13 protein-coding genes are annotated in these 16,756 nt (G+C 74.8%); 8 read left to right on the forward strand and 5 right to left on the reverse strand.

Annotation, left to right across the window (positions count from 1 at the left end; all coding sequences use genetic code 11):
- Positions 1-50 precede the first annotated feature (50 nt).
- Positions 51-1,094, reverse strand: a complete 1,044-nt coding sequence (locus tag ACZ7KX_RS21550; protein WP_470327830.1) for an alcohol dehydrogenase catalytic domain-containing protein — start codon at positions 1,092-1,094, stop codon at positions 51-53.
- Between the two features lie 114 nt (positions 1,095-1,208).
- Between ACZ7KX_RS21550 and ACZ7KX_RS21555 the strand changes: the two genes are divergently transcribed.
- Complete coding sequence (locus ACZ7KX_RS21555) at positions 1,209-1,532, forward strand: ATP-binding protein (RefSeq protein WP_470327831.1); 324 nt, start codon at positions 1,209-1,211, stop codon at positions 1,530-1,532.
- Positions 1,533-1,568: 36 nt separating this feature from the next.
- Here ACZ7KX_RS21555 and ACZ7KX_RS21560 read toward each other — a convergent pair whose 3' ends face one another.
- The 3 genes from ACZ7KX_RS21560 to ACZ7KX_RS21570 all read right to left on the reverse strand — a co-directional run bounded on the left by ACZ7KX_RS21560 (position 1,569) and on the right by ACZ7KX_RS21570 (position 6,249).
- Positions 1,569-2,549, reverse strand: a complete 981-nt coding sequence (locus ACZ7KX_RS21560; RefSeq protein ID WP_470327832.1) for an Acg family FMN-binding oxidoreductase — start codon at positions 2,547-2,549, stop codon at positions 1,569-1,571.
- Positions 2,550-2,703: 154 nt separating this feature from the next.
- Positions 2,704-3,381: a response regulator gene (locus ACZ7KX_RS21565; protein ID WP_470327833.1), complete on the reverse strand. Its 678-nt coding sequence runs from the start codon at positions 3,379-3,381 to the stop codon at positions 2,704-2,706.
- Between the two features lie 135 nt (positions 3,382-3,516).
- Positions 3,517-6,249, reverse strand: a complete 2,733-nt coding sequence (locus ACZ7KX_RS21570) for a bifunctional acetate--CoA ligase family protein/GNAT family N-acetyltransferase (protein ID WP_470327834.1) — start codon at positions 6,247-6,249, stop codon at positions 3,517-3,519.
- A 238-nt stretch (positions 6,250-6,487) separates the two neighbouring features.
- On the opposite strand from ACZ7KX_RS21570, the gene ACZ7KX_RS21575 reads away from it, so the two are divergent.
- The 7 genes from ACZ7KX_RS21575 to ACZ7KX_RS21605 all read left to right on the forward strand — a co-directional run bounded on the left by ACZ7KX_RS21575 (position 6,488) and on the right by ACZ7KX_RS21605 (position 15,117).
- Positions 6,488-8,851 (forward strand): glycoside hydrolase family 65 protein, encoded by a 2,364-nt coding sequence (locus tag ACZ7KX_RS21575; RefSeq protein WP_470327835.1) that lies wholly within the window; start codon positions 6,488-6,490, stop codon positions 8,849-8,851.
- A 197-nt stretch (positions 8,852-9,048) separates the two neighbouring features.
- On the forward strand, positions 9,049-9,582 hold the full coding sequence (locus ACZ7KX_RS21580; RefSeq protein ID WP_470327836.1) for a flavodoxin family protein: 534 nt from the start codon (positions 9,049-9,051) through the stop codon (positions 9,580-9,582).
- Positions 9,583-9,781: 199 nt separating this feature from the next.
- A complete protein-coding gene (locus tag ACZ7KX_RS21585) occupies positions 9,782-11,323 on the forward strand; it encodes an MFS transporter (RefSeq protein WP_470327837.1) in 1,542 nt (513 codons plus the stop codon).
- A gap of 118 nt (positions 11,324-11,441) precedes the next feature.
- On the forward strand, positions 11,442-11,831 hold the full coding sequence (locus ACZ7KX_RS21590) for an SCO5389 family protein (RefSeq protein ID WP_350523156.1): 390 nt from the start codon (positions 11,442-11,444) through the stop codon (positions 11,829-11,831).
- Between the two features lie 220 nt (positions 11,832-12,051).
- Positions 12,052-13,113: an LLM class flavin-dependent oxidoreductase gene (locus ACZ7KX_RS21595; RefSeq protein WP_470327838.1), complete on the forward strand. Its 1,062-nt coding sequence runs from the start codon at positions 12,052-12,054 to the stop codon at positions 13,111-13,113.
- Between the two features lie 226 nt (positions 13,114-13,339).
- Entirely contained in the window at positions 13,340-13,978 is a 639-nt protein-coding gene (locus tag ACZ7KX_RS21600) for a hypothetical protein (protein ID WP_470327839.1), read from the forward strand.
- Between the two features lie 122 nt (positions 13,979-14,100).
- Complete coding sequence (locus ACZ7KX_RS21605; RefSeq protein WP_470327840.1) at positions 14,101-15,117, forward strand: NADP-dependent oxidoreductase; 1,017 nt, start codon at positions 14,101-14,103, stop codon at positions 15,115-15,117.
- Between the two features lie 148 nt (positions 15,118-15,265).
- Here the strand turns inward: ACZ7KX_RS21605 and ACZ7KX_RS21610 are convergent, their stop codons facing one another.
- Complete coding sequence (locus ACZ7KX_RS21610; RefSeq protein ID WP_470327841.1) at positions 15,266-16,717, reverse strand: WGR domain-containing protein; 1,452 nt, start codon at positions 16,715-16,717, stop codon at positions 15,266-15,268.
- Positions 16,718-16,756 lie beyond the last annotated feature (39 nt).

Below are 16,756 nucleotides of genomic sequence, written 5' to 3' on the forward strand. Positions count from 1 at the left end.
CGGCACTCCGGCGTGGCCGGCCGGGACGGGAGTCGACGGAGGGAGGCGGGTCAGGTCCGGAAGAGGGCGACCTTGAGCGCCCCGGTGCCGGCCGCGTCCGCGAAGGCGTCGTACGCGTCCTGCATCTCGCCGAGGCCGAACCGGTGCGTGACCAGGCCCCCGACGTCCAGCCGGCCGACGGCCAGCATGTCGAGCAGCATCGGGGTGCTGTGGGTGTCGACCAGGCCGGTGGTGACGGTGACGTTGCGGATCCAGAGGTCCTCCAGGTGGAGCGTCGCGGGCCTGCCGTGCACGCCGACGTTGGCCACCCGGCCGCCCGGGCGCACCAGTCGGGTGCAGAGCTCGAAGGACTCCGGCACCCCGACCGCCTCGATCGCGACGTCCACGCCGAGCCCGTCCCGGCTCAGGCCCCGGACGGCCTCCGGGGTGGCTTCGGCCACGGTCAGGGTGGTGTCGGCGCCGAAGCGCTTGGCGGCGTCCAGGCGGCTCTGCGCGAGGTCGACCGCGATGATGCGGGCCGGGCTGTAGAGCCGGGCGGTGAGGATCGCGGCGAGCCCGATCGGCCCGGCGCCGACGATCGCCACGGTGTCGCCCGGCCCGACCCGGCCGTTGCGCACGCCGACCTCGTACGAGGTGGGCAGGATGTCGGCGAGCAGCAGCGCGTCCTCGTCGCGGACCCCGTCGGGCAGCTTGTACAGGGAGGTGTCCGCGAAGGGCGTGCGGACGTACTCGGCCTGGCAGCCGTCGACCAGGTGTCCGAGGATCCAGCCGCCGCCCCCGGTGCACTGGCCGTAGCTCGCGGCGCGGCAGTAGGCGCAGCGGCCGCAGGCGGAGATGCAGGAGATCAGGACGCGGTCGCCGGGCGCGACGGTGCGGACGCCCGGCCCGGTCTCGGTGACGGTGCCGACGGCCTCGTGGCCGAGGACGCGGCCCTCCTCGACCTCCGGGACGTCGCCCTTGAGGATGTGCAGGTCGGTGCCGCAGATGGTGACCGCGTCCACCCGGACGACGGCGTCCTCGGGGTCGCGGACGACCGGGTCGGGGACGTCGCCCCAGGTGCGGCGGCCGGGTCCGTGGTAGGTGAGCGCTTTCATGCTGCGGTCGCTCCTCTCGGACGGCGGAACCCTGGCGGTCCCCGCTCGCGCTTCCAGCGTCATCCGCGGCCCCACCCGCCGCCAGGGGTCCGGTGGGGTGCTCCGACGGGGCCGTTGGACCCCCCTTCCGCCCGACGCGGCCCGGGCCGCGCGCCTACGCTGGTCCGTGGGTCGGGGGCGAGCCGGGGAGGTTCCCGGGAGGAGGCGCTGTCCAACGCGGCCCGCCATCCGAAGGCGACCACCGTCGAGGCCACCATCGCGGCCGGCACGGACGTGACCGTCACCGTGACCGACGACGGCGTCGGCCTGCCCGAGGGCGCCCGCCGCAGCGGCCCGGCCAACCTCGCCGACCGCGCCACCGCCCTGGGCGGCACCTTCACCGCCCGGACCCGTGCGGAGGGCGGCACCGAGCTGGTCTGGCGGGCTCCGCCGTCCTAGGGTCCGTCTTCGACGCCGGGGCCCGGGGCCTGCGGATCAGGGCCGGTCCAGCACCTCGCCCGGGGCCAGCCGGGGTGTCGGGGCACCCTCGGGGCCGTAGCCGAGGCGGATCAGGATCTGGACGTGGCCGGGGCCGCGGTGCGGGTCGCGGGCCTCCCAGCGCAGGTAGGGCCACTCCATGGCCTGGTGCAGCAGGGAGGCACGGACGCCGTGGACGGTGGCGGCGAGCAGGACGTGTTCCAGGGCGAGGCCGGCCCGCAGCCAGTCCTGCGGGGCGTCGTGCTCGGTGGCGAGGACGGCGATGCGGGGCTCGGCCTCGAAGCGCGCGGGGGCACGGTGCTCATCGGCGTGGATGGCGGAGAAGTCGCGCATCGGCAGCCGCCCGGCCGCGTCCTGGGGACCGAGCGCGCCGACCGGGATGCCGTACGGCGGTACCTCGCCGCTGCGGATCCAGCTGCGGCTCTCGGTGCGCTGGGCTTCGTCGGTGGTGTTGCGGCGCTCGGCCTCGGCCGTGAGGTGCAGCAGCCGTTCGGTCTCCGCGTGGTCGGGCAGGTGGAGCAGGGCGTCCTCGGACCGGGCGGCGGTGGCCAGTTCCTCCAGGACGGCCGGGGGAACCGGCTCGCCGGTGAACGGGGTGCGGATCGAGTGCCGGTGCCAGATCGCCTCGTACAGCTTCTCCGTACCCGGGGCGGGCACGGGGGCCGAAGCATCGAGTTCGACGGCCGCCAGGAGGTCCGGTTCGGCGGGGTCGGGCAGCAGCCTCACCTCGGGCGCCCAGCCGAGGTGGCGGGCGGCGACCCTCAGGTTGAGGACGGCCGCGCCGACGGAGATGTGCAGCGCCCGGCCCCGCGGGTCGACGGCCGGGACGGCCCGGCTGCGGTCGGCCCGGACCTCCAGCGTCGAGGTGTCCGGCTGGAGCCGGAAGCGCCAGGGCTGGCTGTTGTGGATCGAGGGTGCCGCCACCGCGGCGGAGACCAGCTTCTCCAGCGCGCGGGCGTCGAGGGCGAGGGTGGGCATGGCCGCCTCCAGGGAGATCGATCACCTCCAGCATGCGGCCGGGGGCCGGCGCGCCGCTTGGGCCGTTCGGCTCCGTCTCCGGGGCCGGCCGGGCCCGTCGGGCTCAGCGCGGGCTCAGGCTCAGGGCAGGCGACGGGCAGTGCGGCCGACGGGCTCAGCGCGGGCGCTGGTGGTGCTGCTCGGGGTCGACGTGGGCGGCCAGGACGGCGGCCTGGAGGCGGCGCTCGACGCCCAGCTTGGCGAGCAGCCGCGAGACGTGGTTCTTCACCGTCTTCTCGGCCAGGAAGAGTTCCCGGCCGATCTGCCGGTTCGTCTTGCCCTCCCCCACCAGGGCGAGGATCTCCCGCTCGCGGGGCGTCAGACCGGCGAGGGCCGCGTCGCTCTCGCTCTGCTCGTCGTGGTGGCGCAGGCTCTCCATCAGCTTGCGGGTGGTGGCCGGGTCGAGCATCGACTGGCCGGAGGCCACCGTACGGACCGCGCCGACCAGGTCGGCGCCCTTGATCTCCTTGAGGACGTACCCGGCCGCGCCGGCCATGATCGCGTCGAGCAGGGCGTCGTCGTCGTCGAAGGAGGTCAGCATCAGGCAGGCGAGGCCGGGCAGCCCGTCCCGGAGCTCCCGGCAGACGCTCACGCCGTCGCCGTCCGGGAGCCGCACGTCCAGCACGGCGACGTCCGGGCGCAGCGCGGGCACCCGGGCGAGGGCCTGCGCGCAGCTGCCGGCCTCGCCGACGACCTCCAGGTCCGGCTCGGCCTCCAGGAGGTCCCGGACGCCCCGCCGGACCACCTCGTGGTCGTCCAGCAGGAAGACGCGTACGGGCCGGGGCGTGTCCATGGCCTGCTCCGTGGGGGTGCGCGGGCGGTGACACCACCGATTCTGCGCCGCCGCGAGGCGCTGCGCACGGGCGGCGGCGCCTCCGGCCGCGGCCGCCGACCCGGCCCGCAGGCCCCGTGCGGCGCCGCTTCGGGGTCACTCCTCCTCGAAGGCCGGCCCGGCGGCCGCGGGGCGCCGGAGCCGCCGCAGGTAGGGGTCGAAGGACGGCCTGCGTTCGAGGCGCACCCGGGCGTCCACGCAGACCGCGCCGTCCGGGCGGACGATGACGGGGTTGAGGTCGGCCTCGGCGAGTTCAGGGAAGTCCTCGGCGAGCAGGGACAGCCCGGTCAGGACGGACCGTACGGCGGCGAGGTCGACGGCCGCCCCGCCGTTCCGGCCGAACAGCAGTGGGGCGCTGCGCAGTTCGGTGACCATGGTGGTCAGGTCGCGCTCGCTCAGCGGGGCGAGCCGGGCCACCCGGTCGGCCAGGACCTCGGTGGCGGTTCCGCCCAGTCCGAGGACGACGAGCGGGCCGAAGACCCGGTCCTGCACCACGCCCGCCAGCAGCTCCAGCCCGGGCGCGGCCATCGGCTGGACGACGGCGCCGACCAGCTCGACGCCGAAGTGCTTGGTGAACTCGCGGTAGGCCTCGCGCACGTCGGCGTCCGTGGCGAGGCCGGTGCGGACGGCGCCCACGGCGCTCTTGTGCACCTGCCCGGGCCAGTACGCCTTCAGCGCGACCCTCGCGTCGTGCCCGAGCCCGCGGAGCCCGTCGGCCGCGGCCACCGCCGCCTGCTCGTCCCGGACCCAGACGGTCGTGGTGAGCGGCAGCCCGTAGGCCGCCAGCAGGTCGGCGGTGGACAGCGGGTCCAGCCAGCCGCCCTCGGGGTGGGCGGTCAGGTAGCCGTCGACCAGGCCGCGGGCCGCCTGGCGGTCGCAGTCCGGGGCGGCGACGGGTGCGGACGGCGGTTCGGCGAGTCGGCGGGCGCGGTCCCGGGCGTGGACGAGGGCCCGGGCGGCGGCCACCGCGTCCGAGTAGGCCGGCAGCAGGCCGCCGTCGGCGCAGCTGCGGTACCGGACGGGCACCTGCTGGTCGAGCAGCACGGCGACGACCGGGACGCGGCGGCGGGCCGGGCCTTCCACCAGGGCGCGCACCGGGTCCTCGCCGGTGGCGGCGCCCAGCGCGGTCGGCACCAGGCACACCAGGATCGCGTCGACGGCCGGTTCCTCCTCCAACGCCCGGAGGAGGTGGGTGAGTTCGACCGGGGTGACGGCCGCCGTGGTGTCCACCGGGTTCCGGACGGACGCGCCGGCGGGGAGCAGTTCGGCGAGACCCGGCGGAAGTTCGGGCAGCGCGAGACCGGCCTCGGCGCAGGCGTCCGCGGCCAGGATCCCGATGCCGCCCGCGTTGGACACCACGGCGACCGCCCCTCGCGGTGCGGGCAGCGGCTGGGCGTGGAACAGGGCGGCGGCCGCGACGAGTTCGTCGATGCTGCGGGTGGCGGTGATGCCGGCCTGCCGGAACAGCGCCTCCCGGGTGACGGTGGGGGTGGCGGCCGCGGCGGTGTGCGAGGCTGCGCCGCGGCGGCCGGCGGTCGAGCGGCCGGCGTCGACGGTCAGCACCGGGATCGTGCGGGTGACCCGCCGGGCGGTGCGGGCGAAGGCGCGCGGGCTGCCGAAGGACTCCAGGTGGAGCAGCGCGAGGTCGGTGCGGCCGTCCGCCTCCCACCACTGGAGCAGGTCGTTGCCGCTGACGTCGTACTTGTCGCCGAGCGAGACGAAGCTCGACACCCCGATGCCCAGCCAGGTCAGCCGCGACAGCAGGGCGATCCCCACGCCGCCGCTCTGCACCGCCACCCCGGCGGTCCCGGGCCGGGCGAAGGCGCCGCCGAACTCGGCGTCCAGCCGGACGGCGGGATCGGTCTGGGCCAGGCCCAGGCTGTTCGGCCCGACCAGCCGCATGCTGTGCCGGCGGCAGGCCCGGATCAGCCGGCCGGCCTCCTGCGGCCCGAGGCCCGAGGTGAGCACCACCAGTGCCCGCACGCCCGCCTCGCCGCACTCCTCGGCCACGCCGGGGACGGCGCCGGCGGGCACGGCCAGCACGGCGAGGTCCGGCACGGCGGGCAGCGCGGAGACGGACGGGTACGCGCGCTCGCCGCCGATCTCGCGTGCGTGCGGGTTGACCGCCCAGAGCGGGCCGGCGAACCCGCCGTCCCGGATCTTCGCCAGGACGGTCCCGCCGACCGAGCCCTCCCGTCGGGACGCCCCGACCACGGCGACCGAGGCCGGGCGCAGCAGCGCGGCCAGGCTCGCCACGTCGGCGCGGCGCCCGCGTTCGTCGACGGCCGAGCGGTAGTGCTCGTCGCCCTCGTCCAGCGGCACCCGGATCCTCACCTCACCCTGGGCGTGGTGCCGCCGGACGGGCAGGCCGAGGTCGGCGAAGACCTGGTGGACGGCCCGGTTGCCGTAGAGGGTGTCGGCCTCGAAGAACCGGATCCCGGCGGCCCGGGCGGCGTGCACCAGGTGTTCCAGCAGCAGGGTGGCCACGCCCCGGTGGTGCCAGCGGTCGGCCACCGCGAGGGCCAGCTCCGCGGTCCGCGACGGTTCGTCCAGCAGCTCGCAGTCCGCCTCCCCGACCAGTTCGTCCCCCGCCCAGGCGCCGAGCGCCAGGATGCCGGTGCGCGACGGCCCGCACAGCCGGTCCGCGGCCTGGGCGGGCGCGTTGCGGCTGACCCCGAAGAACCGCATCCGGCGGCTCTCCTCGGACATCCCGGCGGCGTGCAGGTCGAGCACCGCCCGGTGGTCGTCCGGCCCCAGCGGCCGCAGCTCCACGGTGGTGCCGTCGGCCAGCAGGGCTTCCGCGGTGAGCGACGGGTGGGCAGCGGTCATGGCGCACCTCCTGTCTCCGTCATCCAGCCTCGCCACCCCGCCCCGGCCCGGGAAAGGGCCGATCGGCCCCGCCCGCGGGCCGGACGGCGGCGGGCGAGGCAGCCGGCGGGTGGCGGGCGGACCGGCCGCGGGCAGGCGGCAGGCGGGCGGCCCGGCGGCGGGATGCGCAGACTGGAGGCAGACCGGTCGGCACGGAGGTCACCTCGTGGCAGCGGACCCACCAGCGGAGCATCCCGACATGCCGGACCCGTGGACCCTCCGCTACCAGGGCTTCGACCCGGCCGAGGAGGGTCTGCGGGAGGCCCTGTGCGCGGTCGGCAACGGGTACGTGGTCAGCCGGGGCGCCGCGCCGGAGGCGGTGGCGGACGGGGTGCACTACCCGGGGACGTACCTGGCGGGCTGCTACGACCGGGCGGAGTCGGCCGTGGCCGGGCGCGTGGTCACCAACGAGGACCTGGTCAACTGCCCGAACTGGCTGCCGCTGACCTTCCGCCCGGCCGACGGGGCGTGGTTCACCGGGCCTCCCGCCGAGCAGACGCTGGAGCTGGACCTGCGCCGGGGGCTGCTGACCCGCACCGCCCTCGTCGTCGACGGGCAGGGGCGTCGGACCAGGCTGGTGCAGCGCCGCCTGGCCAGCCAGGCCCGGCCGCACCTGCTGGCCCTGGAGAGCACCTTCACCCCGGAGAACTGGTCCGGCCTGCTGGAGGTGCGCTCGGGCCTGGACGGCGACGTCGCCAACACCGGGGTCGCCCGCTACCGGGGGCTGGCCGGACGCCACCTCGTCCCGGCCGGTCAGGGGGTGGACGGCACGGGGCTGCTCCGGCTCGAAGCCGAGGCGCTGCACTCGCCGCTGCGGATCGCCCTGTGCGCCCGCACGAGCGCCGACCGCGCGCACACGGTGACGACCGAGCTGCGCGAGGGCTGGACGGCCCACCTCCTCGCCCTGGAGGCCACCGCGGGGCGGCCCGTCACCGTCACGAAGACGGTCGCCGTGCACACCTCCCGCGACCGGGCGACCGGGACCCCGCTGCGCGCCTCCCGGCTGCTCGCCGCCGAAGCCGCCGACTTCGGGCAGCTGCTCGCCGAACACGCTCTGCGCTGGGCGGAGTTGTGGCGCCGCTGCGGGATCGAGGCCGACTTCGACGGCGCCGGCCCGCTGCACCTGGACCTGTTCCACCTGCTCCAGACGTACTCCGAGCACTCCGTCGACCTCGACGTCGGCATCCCGGCCCGGGGGCTGCACGGCGAGGCGTACCGGGGGCACGTCTTCTGGGACGAGCTGTTCGTGCTGCAGCTGCTCGACCTCCGCTTCCCCGAGCTCGCCCGGGCCGTGCTGCGCCACCGCCACCGCCGCCTGGAAGCCGCGCGGCGGCAGGCCCGCGCGCTCGGCCTGCGGGGGGCGGTCTACCCGTGGCAGAGCGCCGGCGACGGCCGGGAGGAGTCCCAGCAGCTGCACCTCAACCCGCTGTCCGGCCGCTGGCTGCCGGACCACAGCCACCTGCAGCGGCACGTCGGCTCGGCCGTCGCCTACAACGTCTGGCAGTACTACCAGGCCACCGGGGACCGGGACTTCCTCGCCTCGGCCGGTGCCGAGATGCTGCTGGAGATCGCCCGCTACTGGTCCTCCGCCGCCGACTACGACCGGGCCCGGGAGCGCTGGTCGATCCGCGGGGTCCTCGGCCCCGACGAGTACCACGACGCCTACCCCTGGGCGGGCCGGCCGGGCCTGGACGACAACGCCTACACCAACGTGCTGGCCTCCTGGGTGCTGGCCCGCGCCCGGGACGCCCTCGACGCCCTGCCCGGCTACCGCCGCGACGAGCTGCGCGAGCGCCTGGCCCTCGACACCGCGGAGCTGGAGCGCTGGCAGGACGTCGGCCGGCACCTGCACGTGCCCTTCCACGAGGGCGTCCTCAGCCAGTTCGACGGCTACGAGCGGCTCGCCGAGCTCGACTGGGCGGGCTACCGGCGCCGCTACCCGGACCTGCGCCGACTCGACCGGATCCTGGAGGCCGAGGGCGACAGCGTCAACCGCTACAAGGCCTCCAAGCAGGCCGACGCGCTGATGCTCTGGTACCTGTTCTCCGCCCGCGAGGTGCGCGACCTGCTGCGGCGCCTCGGCCACCCGGCCGGGCACGAACTGCTGCGCCGTACGACCGACTACTACCTGCGGCGCACCGTCCACGGCTCGACGCTCAGCTCGGTGGTGCACGCCTGGGTGCTCACCCGCTCCGACCGCCGTGCGTCCTGGCGGTACTTCCGCGACGCCCTGGTGGCCGACCTGCGGGACAGCCAGCACGGCACCACGGCGGAGGGCGTCCACCTGGGCGCCATGGCGGGCGCGGTGGACCTGCTGCAGCGCTGCTACACCGGCCTGGAGGTCCGCGAGGACGCGCTCTGGCTCGACCCGCGCCTGCCCTCCGCGCTCGGCCGCCTGGAGCTGGACCTGCGCTACCGGGGCCACTGGGGCCTCGGCATCGCCGTCGACCGCCGCACGGTCACGGTGCGGCTGCGCGCGGACCGCCAGGAGCCGGTCCGTGTCCGCCTGCGCGGCACCGAGGCGACGATCCGGCCCGGCGAGACCCGGCGCTTCCACCTCTGACGGCCGCGCGGCCCCCGCCGCCTGCCCGCCTGCCCGCCTGCCCGCCTGCCCGCCTGCGCTGCACCCGGTGCGGCCGGTGCGGCCGCCGGGCCGAACCGCCGTCCCCACGAGGGCCTGACGGCCCCGATCCGGGCCGAACGGCCCACCGCCGCCGGACGCCGCCGGCGCGAGGCTGGAGGTGACGAAAGGTGGCGACCATGCACACCGTGATCGTGTACGAGAGCATGTACGGCAACACCCGGGAGATCGCCGAGGCGATCGCCGAGGGTGTCCGCCAGGCCGACCCCGGGGCGGCCGTGGACTGCCTCGCGGTGGCCGAGGCCGACGCCGAGCAGACCCGGTCCGCGGACCTGCTGGTGGTCGGCGGCCCGACCCACATGCACGGCATGTCCTCCGGGCTCAGCCGCCGGATGGCCGTGGCGGCCGAGGGGCGCCAGGAGGGCCGCGAGACGGCGGCGGCCGAGGCACGGGAGACCGCCGCGGGCCCGGGCCTGCGGTCCTGGTTCCACGACCTCCCGAAGACCGAACCGGGCACCCACGCGGCCGCGTTCGACACCAGGGTCGACATGGCCCGGGCCGGGGGAGCGGCCGAGGGCATCGCCCACCGGCTCGCCCACCGCCACTTCGACGTGGTCGCCGAGCCCGAGGGCTTCATCGTGGAGGACAACGACGGCCCGCTGCGCGCCGGCGAGCTCGACCGCGCCCGCGCCTGGGGTGCGGGGCTGGTCTGAGCGGGACGGCCGGAGAGCCGGGTCGGGACGGCCGGAGACCCGGGTCGAGCGGTCGGTGGTCGTTCGTCCCCGGTGTCCGGAACTCGCCGCTTGTCCGTAATGAACGGTTGTGTTCCCTATCTCCCCGGACTAGTGTCGGTGGAGGTGAGCGAATCCGTCCCCTCCCGTCGTTCACCCCCGAGTCATTGGGGAACCTGCCATGGTCACCTCGCGCGCCCTGGCCAAGACTCCGCCCGCGACCGCACGCCGGGGCCAGCACCCAGGGATAGCCCTCACCGTCATCGCGGCCACCCAGCTCATGGTCGTCCTCGACATCACGATCGTGAACATCGCCCTGCCGCACATCCAGCAGGCGCTGGGGTTCAACACCACCGACCTGTCCTGGGTCATCAACGCCTACACCCTGACCTTCGGCGGGCTGCTGCTGCTCGGCGGCCGGGCGGGCGACATCCTCGGCCGGCGCCGGGTGTTCATGGTCGGCGTCCTGGTCTTCAGCCTGGCCTCGCTGCTCGGCGGGGTCGCGCAGTCCTCCGCCTGGCTGCTCGCCGCGCGGGCCCTGCAGGGCCTCGGCGGCGCGATCGCCTCGCCGACCGCGCTCGCGCTGATCGCCACCAACTTCAAGGAGGGCCCGGAGCGCAACCGGGCCTTCGGCGTGTTCTCCGCCGTCGCGGGCGCGGGCGGTGCCATCGGGCTGCTGCTCGGCGGCATGCTGACGTCCTGGCTGTCCTGGCGCTGGGTGTTCTTCGTCAACGTGCCGATCGGCATCGCGATCGCCCTGCTGGCGCCGCTCTACATCAACGAGTCCGAACGCCACCCCGGACGCTTCGACCTCACCGGCGCGTTCACCGCCACCGCGGGCATGGTCTCCCTGGTGTACGGCTTCATCCGCGCCTCCGAGCACGGCTGGACGGACCCCGTGACGCTGACCGCGTTCAGCCTCGCCGTCGTCCTGCTGGCCGCCTTCCTGCTCAACGAGCGGCGCGTGCCACAGCCGATCACCCCGCTGCACCTGTTCCGCGACCGCAACCGCTCCGGCGCGTACGGGTTGATGCTCTGCGTGGCCGCGGCGATGTTCAGCATCTTCTTCTTCATCACCCTGTTCGTGCAGGAGATCCTCGGGTTCAGCCCGCTGCGGGCCGGCTTCGCCTTCCTGCCGATCAGCGTGGCCATCATCGCCGCCGCCCAGTTCGCCGCCCGCAACCAACTGCGCTGGGGCCCCAAGCCGTTCCTGGTCACCGGCTCCGTCCTGGTGCTGGCCGGCGTCGCCTGGGCGACCCAGATCGACATCAACACCACCTACGTGGGCGGCGTCCTCGGCCCGACCCTGCTCTTCGGCTTCGGCATGGGCTCGATCTTCGTCCCGGTGATGCTCACCGCCGTCTCCCACGTCGCCCCGCACGAGACCGGCGCCGCCACCGGCATGCTCAACACCACGCAGCAGGTCGGCGGGTCCCTGGGCCTGTCGATCCTGGTCACGGTCTACGGCACCGCCAGCCGCAACGAGGCCGGCAAGCAGGTCAGCGCGTTCCTGCAGCAGGCCACTCCGCAGGAGACCCTGCGTTTCAAGGCCACCGGACAGCTCCCCGAGCCCTACTCCTCACAGGTCCTGGTGCACGGCATCGCCAGCGCCTTCCAGATGGGCCTGGTCTTCGCGGCGCTCGCGGTCGTGATCGCCACGCTGGTCATCAAGGTCCGTCGGCCGGCGGCGGCGGACGTCAGTCCTTCGGGGGGCGGTGCTTGACAGGGAATCAGGTCGGGCGCAACGCTTACCCGTAATGGTTTTCATCTTCGATAACCATGGCGGTGGCTGCTGCCCACCGACGCCCAGACACGCCCCCCACCCCCGAAAGAGGACACCCATGTCGCTCGACGTCTCCCCCGCCCTCCTCGCCCAGGCCCGGGAGGGCCGTGTCGACCAGGCCGACTTCCTCGCCACCGTCCGCGACTCGCTCCCGTACGCCTACCAGGTCGTCGCCGGGCTCAGCACCGAACTCGCCGCCGGTGACGACGAGTTCACCACCGACAACACCACGCCCAGCGACGAGCAGCGGGCCCAGCTGCTGCGCGCGCTCGCCAGCAACGCCATCCGGGGCAGCCTGGAGGACCACTTCGGCGTGAAGCTCGCCTTCGTCAACTGCCACCGCGTCGGCGCCTTCCGGCCCGGCGCCGAGGACAGCGAGGCGTACCGCGAGTTCACCTCGCTGCGCAACCAGATCCGCAACCAGAGCCCGGAGCTGCGCAGCTGCTGACCGGCGGTCCCACGCGGGGCCCGCGCCGCACCCGGGCGCGGGCCCCCGCAACGCACGACGCCGTGTTGCGCGGCGTTGCCCGCCGTTGCGGGTCCGTTGCGGTCGGGTGTCCGGATCGCGTGCCGATCTTGTCGGACCGGGACCGGGACGCCTACGTTCGAGGGGCACCACCGCTCCGGCCCTCCCCCGGGCCGTCCCACAACCCGCGGAGCCGCCCACCATGTCGCCGGACCCTCGCCCCCTGCGGAAGCTCGGCTTCCTGACCATCGGGCTCTTCGACGAGGCCGACCCGCGCCCCGGCCACGAATCCACCCTGGACCTCATCACCCTCGGCGAGCAGCTCGGCTTCGACCACGCCTGGCTGCGCCACCGCCACCTCCAGTACGGCATCTCCTCCCCGGTCGCCGTGCTCGCCGCCGCCACCCAGCGCACCAGCCGCATCGGGCTCGGCACCGCCGTCACCCCGCTCGGCTGGGAGAACCCGCTGCGCCTCGCCGAGGACCTCGCCACCCTGGACGTCCTGTCCGACGGCCGGCTCAACCCCGGCTTCTCCGTCGGGCCGCCCGTCCACTACGAGCACGTACGCGACGCGCTCTACCCCGGCACCGGCGGGCATGAGGACTTCAGCCCCCGCCGCGCCGAACGCCTGCTCGCCCTCCTCCGCGGCGAGGCCGCCTCCGACTTCGAGGGCACCGAGGGCATCGAGGCGTACTCCCGCAGGGTCCAGCCACACTCCCCCGGCCTCGCCGCCCGGCTCTGGTACGGCGCCGGCAGCCTGCGCTCCGCCCGCTGGGCCGGCGAACAGGGCATCAACCTGCTCACCAGCAGCGTGGTGAAGGCCGAGACGGACGACGGGCCGCCCGACTTCGCCGCGATCCAGGCCGAACAGATCCGCGCCTTCCGCGAGCGCCACCCCGACGGCGAGCGGGCCCGGGTCTCCCAGGGGCTGGTGGTCATCCCGACCGACAGCGCCACGCCCGAACAGCGCGCTCGGTACGAGGCGTACGCCCTCGCCCGCATCCCGCGCACGCTCGCCCCGCAGGGACCGGCCCGGCTGCTGTTCGCCCCCGACCTGGTCGGCACGTCCGAGCAGCTCGTCGAACGACTGCACGCGCACGCCGGGTACCGGGAGGTCGACGAGGTCGCCTTCGCCCTGCCGTTCACCTTCGAACACCGGGACTACGTGCAGATCCTCACCGATCTGGCGACCCGGCTCGGGCCCGCGCTCGGCTGGCAGCCGGGCCACCCCGCCCCGGCGACCGGCGGAGGCGCGACCGGGTGACCGGTGACGCGGCCGAGCCCCCGGGTGACCGGTGACGCGGCCGAGCCCCCGGGCGGCCGCCCCCACCACGCGCACTCCGGCCGACTGGACCCGCGACGCGCTGGGTATCTCCAACAAGCCTGCACACGGTGCGAGTTGACCGCAACCACGGCGGTCACAACGGCGTCCTGAGCCGATACGGACGGACGACCGCCACGGCCGGACGCCGCCACGGGGGGAGATCACGATGGGGACCCACGACGCCGTACCGGCACCGGCACCGCCGCCGCCACGGCCGGCTCTGCGCCCCTGCCCGCGCTGCGGGCTCACCGACCAGGTCCGCAGCGTCCCGGCGGTGTACCACGCCGGGCGCAGCAGCGTGACGTCCCGGCACCCGCACGGCGACCACCGCCACCGGACCCGGGAGGTCGTGTCCGACCTGTCCCGCGCCCTGGCGCCCGCGCCGATCGACAACCGGGCGCCCGTCCGGATCGCGGTGGGCCTGGGGGTCGCCCTGCTCATGATGGCCTGCTTCACCTTCCTCGCCGGATCCTTCGCCAGGGACTTCGACGACGACGACCGCCGGTCCTCCACCTTCCAGGAGCACCACGCCTTCGAGATCCCCGTCATGGTGCCGACCGTCGCCCTGATCCTCGCGGGCATCCTCTTCCTGACCGCAACGCTGCTCCACGCGTCCGCCGACCAGCAACTCGCCGGACGGCCCCGGGCCGAACGCCTGTGGGCCAAGGCCTGGTACTGCGCCCGCTGCGGCACCGTCCACTTCCCGGCCGCCGTCGGTCTGGGCACGGCCGCCCTCGACCTCCGGGAGTTCCGCCGCATCGTCTGGCAGACGGGCGGCTACGGCCACCTCCTCGACCGCTACTGACCGACGCCGGCGCCGGCTGCTGTCGGACTCCGGGAGGTGGCAGGCTCTGGTCAGATGAATAAGCGCTTGCTTAGAATCAGGCCGTCGAAGTTCCCGAGCCGAGTGTGCACCCAGGAGACGTCATGACCGAAGACACCGGAGTGAACCGCCAGATCCGCCTCGCCCGCCGGCCGGTCGGGGAGGTCCGGGCGGAGGACTGGACGCACGGGAGCGAGCCGGTGGCGGAGCCCGGGGACGGCGAGTTCCTGGGGCGGACCAGGTACGTGTCGCTGGATCCGGCGATGCGCGGGTGGCTGGACGACCGGCCGTCGTACCTGCCGCCGGTGGGGCTGGGCGAGGTCATGCGGGCGGGGTCGGTGGTCGAGGTCGTCGCGTCGAACCACCCGAAGTTCCGGGTCGGGGACCACGTGGTCGGGGCCTTCGGGGTCCAGGAGTACGCGGTGTCGGACGGCAAGGGCGCGATCACCGTCGATCCCGCGCTCGCGCCGCTGTCCACCTACCTCGGCGCCCTCGGGATGCCCGGCATGACCGCCTACTTCGGGCTGCTGGACGTCGGGGCGCTCAAGGAGGGCGAGACGGTGGTGGTCTCCGGCGCCGCCGGGGCGGTCGGCACCATGGTCGGGCAGATCGCCAAGGTCAAGGGCTGCCGGGTGGTCGGCATCGCCGGCGGTCCCGAGAAGTGCGCGCTGCTCACCGGAGAACTGGGCTTCGACGCCGCGATCGACTACCGCGCCGAGGACGTCCGCAAGGCGCTGCGCACGCACGCCCCGGACGGCATCGACGTCTACTTCGACAACGTCGGCGGGCCGATCCTGGACGCGGCGCTGACCCGGCTCGCGATGCACGCCCGGGTCGTGATCTGCGGGGCCATCAGCCAGTACAACAACGAGAGCACCGTCGAGGGCCCGTCCAACTACCTGTCACTGCTGGTGCGGCGGGCGCGGATGGAGGGCTTCGTGGTGTTCGACTACGCCCGCCGGTACGCGGAAGCGGCCGCCGAGATCGCGGGCTGGATCGGCGACGGCCGCATCAAGGTGAAGGAGCAGGTGGTGGAGGGCAGCGTGGACGACTTCCCGGAGACCCTGCAGATGCTGTTCCGCGGCGAGAACACCGGCAAGCTGGTGCTCCGCCTCGGCTGATCCGCCGCCACGGATCAGCCCCGCGCGAGGAGACTCCCCGAGCGGCCGCTTCCCCCGGGCGGCCGCCCGGCGCCCCGGAGTCGGCGACCCGGAGTCGGCACCCCGGACAGCGGCGCCGGGACAACGTCCAGGGCCCGGAGCCCGGCTGTCAGAGCAGGCGCTTGATCTCGCCGCGCGCCCGGTAGAAGCCGCCGGACGCGGACTCCCGCACCTCGGCGACCACGTAGCGCGCCCCGGGGACCCGGATGTCCTTCGGGAACTGCACCCGCCACGTGGGGTCGTAGCCCTGCGAGACCACCCGCACCCGCAGCCGGGCGCCGTCCTGGACGCACTCCACCTCGATCCCGCCGCCGGCGCCCGCACCCGGGGCCACCACGACCGTCTCCAGCTCCGCGCCGGCCAGCACCGGCTCCCAGCCCGCGCTCCCGACCTCGGCGGTGCTCGGCAGCGTGCCGCCCTCGGCCGCCCGGACGGCCTGCTCGCTCGCGTCCAGGCAGGCCAGCGAGCCGTCGGTGGTCACCAGGTACAGCCGGCCGTCCCGGTACTGCATGCTGTACGCCGAGCCGCAGCCGGTGGCGAGCTTCCACAGCCGGGTGCCGTCGGCCGCGAAGCAGTAGACCGAGGAGTGGTTGTCCCCGGCGAAGACGAACTCGCCGTCCGGGGAGGCCGCGCAGGAGAACACGGCGGCGTCGCAGCGGTAGGCGGCCACCTCCGCGCCGTCCGACTTGCGCAGCCGGTGCACCCAGCCGCGCCCGGTGCCGGCGAACACCTCCTCGGCCTCCTGCCAGCCGAACAGCACCTCGCCGTTGGTGGGGGTGTGCCACCGCGGGTCGCCGCTGCGGTTGTCGTAGCGGGCGACGCCGCGCGAGTGGCCGTGGTAGACGCCGTCCGCGTCGCAGCGCACCATCCAGCCGTCCCGGCCGTCGGCCTGGCGGCGCCACTGGAACTCGTCCTCGTGGTCCACCGTGGTCAGGCCGCCGCGCTCGTCGGCGACGCCGAGCACGCCGTCGTGGATGTCGAGCCAGAAGATGTCGACGTCCTGGGCTATCTCGTAGGCGACCCGCGGGACCTTGCCGCCCAGGTCGTACACCTTGCCGTCGTCACAGCCGGCGTAGATCCACCAGTCGTCCGCGACGATGCACTTGACGCCGTCCGGCAGGCCGTAGCGGGCGGTGACCTCGCCGTCGTGGGTGAGGGTGTAGACGTCGCCGCGCTCGTTGCCGACCCAGGCGTGCTCCTCCCCGACGAAGATCCCGAAGGCGGGCGAGCCGGAGCGGAACCGCCACAGCAGCGGAGCCTGGCGGGCGGTGGAACGGGTACTGACGATCTGCCGCCTGGTCACCGCGCGGCGCTGGCGCACTCCCTGGACGGCGGGGGCGTAGCCCTTGCGGACCTTCTCGCCGATCTTCTTCGCGGCCGTGGCGGCCGCCTTCTCGGCGCTGGGGTAGCTGGTGGCCTTGCTCTGACCGGGCTCGCCGATCCGCCCGTACCGGACCGTCACCACCGCACCGGCGATGCGCACCTCGTAGAACTTGTGCGCACTCCCCCCGTCCTCGGACAGTTCGAGGTAGGTGACCTGCTCTCCCACGGCGACGGACACGGCGAAGACCCCTTTCGGGCAACGGAGACGGAATCGCGG

This window comes from Kitasatospora sp. NPDC038210 (assembly GCF_055600605.1).

What these genes read in the sequence shown, in the direction of transcription:
- ACZ7KX_RS21560 (WP_470327832.1), bottom strand. Translation starts at nt 2,549, where the DNA reads ATGCCCACCCTCGCCCTCGACGCCCGCGCGCTGGAGAAGCTGGTCTCC.
- ACZ7KX_RS21605 (WP_470327840.1), top strand. Translation starts at nt 14,101, where the DNA reads ATGACCGAAGACACCGGAGTGAACCGCCAGATCCGCCTCGCCCGCCGG.
- ACZ7KX_RS21600 (WP_470327839.1), top strand. Translation starts at nt 13,340, where the DNA reads ATGGGGACCCACGACGCCGTACCGGCACCGGCACCGCCGCCGCCACGG.
- ACZ7KX_RS21585 (WP_470327837.1), top strand. Translation starts at nt 9,782, where the DNA reads ATGGTCACCTCGCGCGCCCTGGCCAAGACTCCGCCCGCGACCGCACGC.
- ACZ7KX_RS21550 (WP_470327830.1), bottom strand. Translation starts at nt 1,094, where the DNA reads ATGAAAGCGCTCACCTACCACGGACCCGGCCGCCGCACCTGGGGCGAC.
- ACZ7KX_RS21595 (WP_470327838.1), top strand. Translation starts at nt 12,052, where the DNA reads ATGTCGCCGGACCCTCGCCCCCTGCGGAAGCTCGGCTTCCTGACCATC.
- ACZ7KX_RS21575 (WP_470327835.1), top strand. Translation starts at nt 6,488, where the DNA reads ATGCCGGACCCGTGGACCCTCCGCTACCAGGGCTTCGACCCGGCCGAG.
- ACZ7KX_RS21580 (WP_470327836.1), top strand. Translation starts at nt 9,049, where the DNA reads ATGCACACCGTGATCGTGTACGAGAGCATGTACGGCAACACCCGGGAG.
- ACZ7KX_RS21565 (WP_470327833.1), bottom strand. Translation starts at nt 3,381, where the DNA reads ATGGACACGCCCCGGCCCGTACGCGTCTTCCTGCTGGACGACCACGAG.
- ACZ7KX_RS21570 (WP_470327834.1), bottom strand. Translation starts at nt 6,249, where the DNA reads ATGACCGCTGCCCACCCGTCGCTCACCGCGGAAGCCCTGCTGGCCGAC.
- ACZ7KX_RS21590 (WP_350523156.1), top strand. Translation starts at nt 11,442, where the DNA reads ATGTCGCTCGACGTCTCCCCCGCCCTCCTCGCCCAGGCCCGGGAGGGC.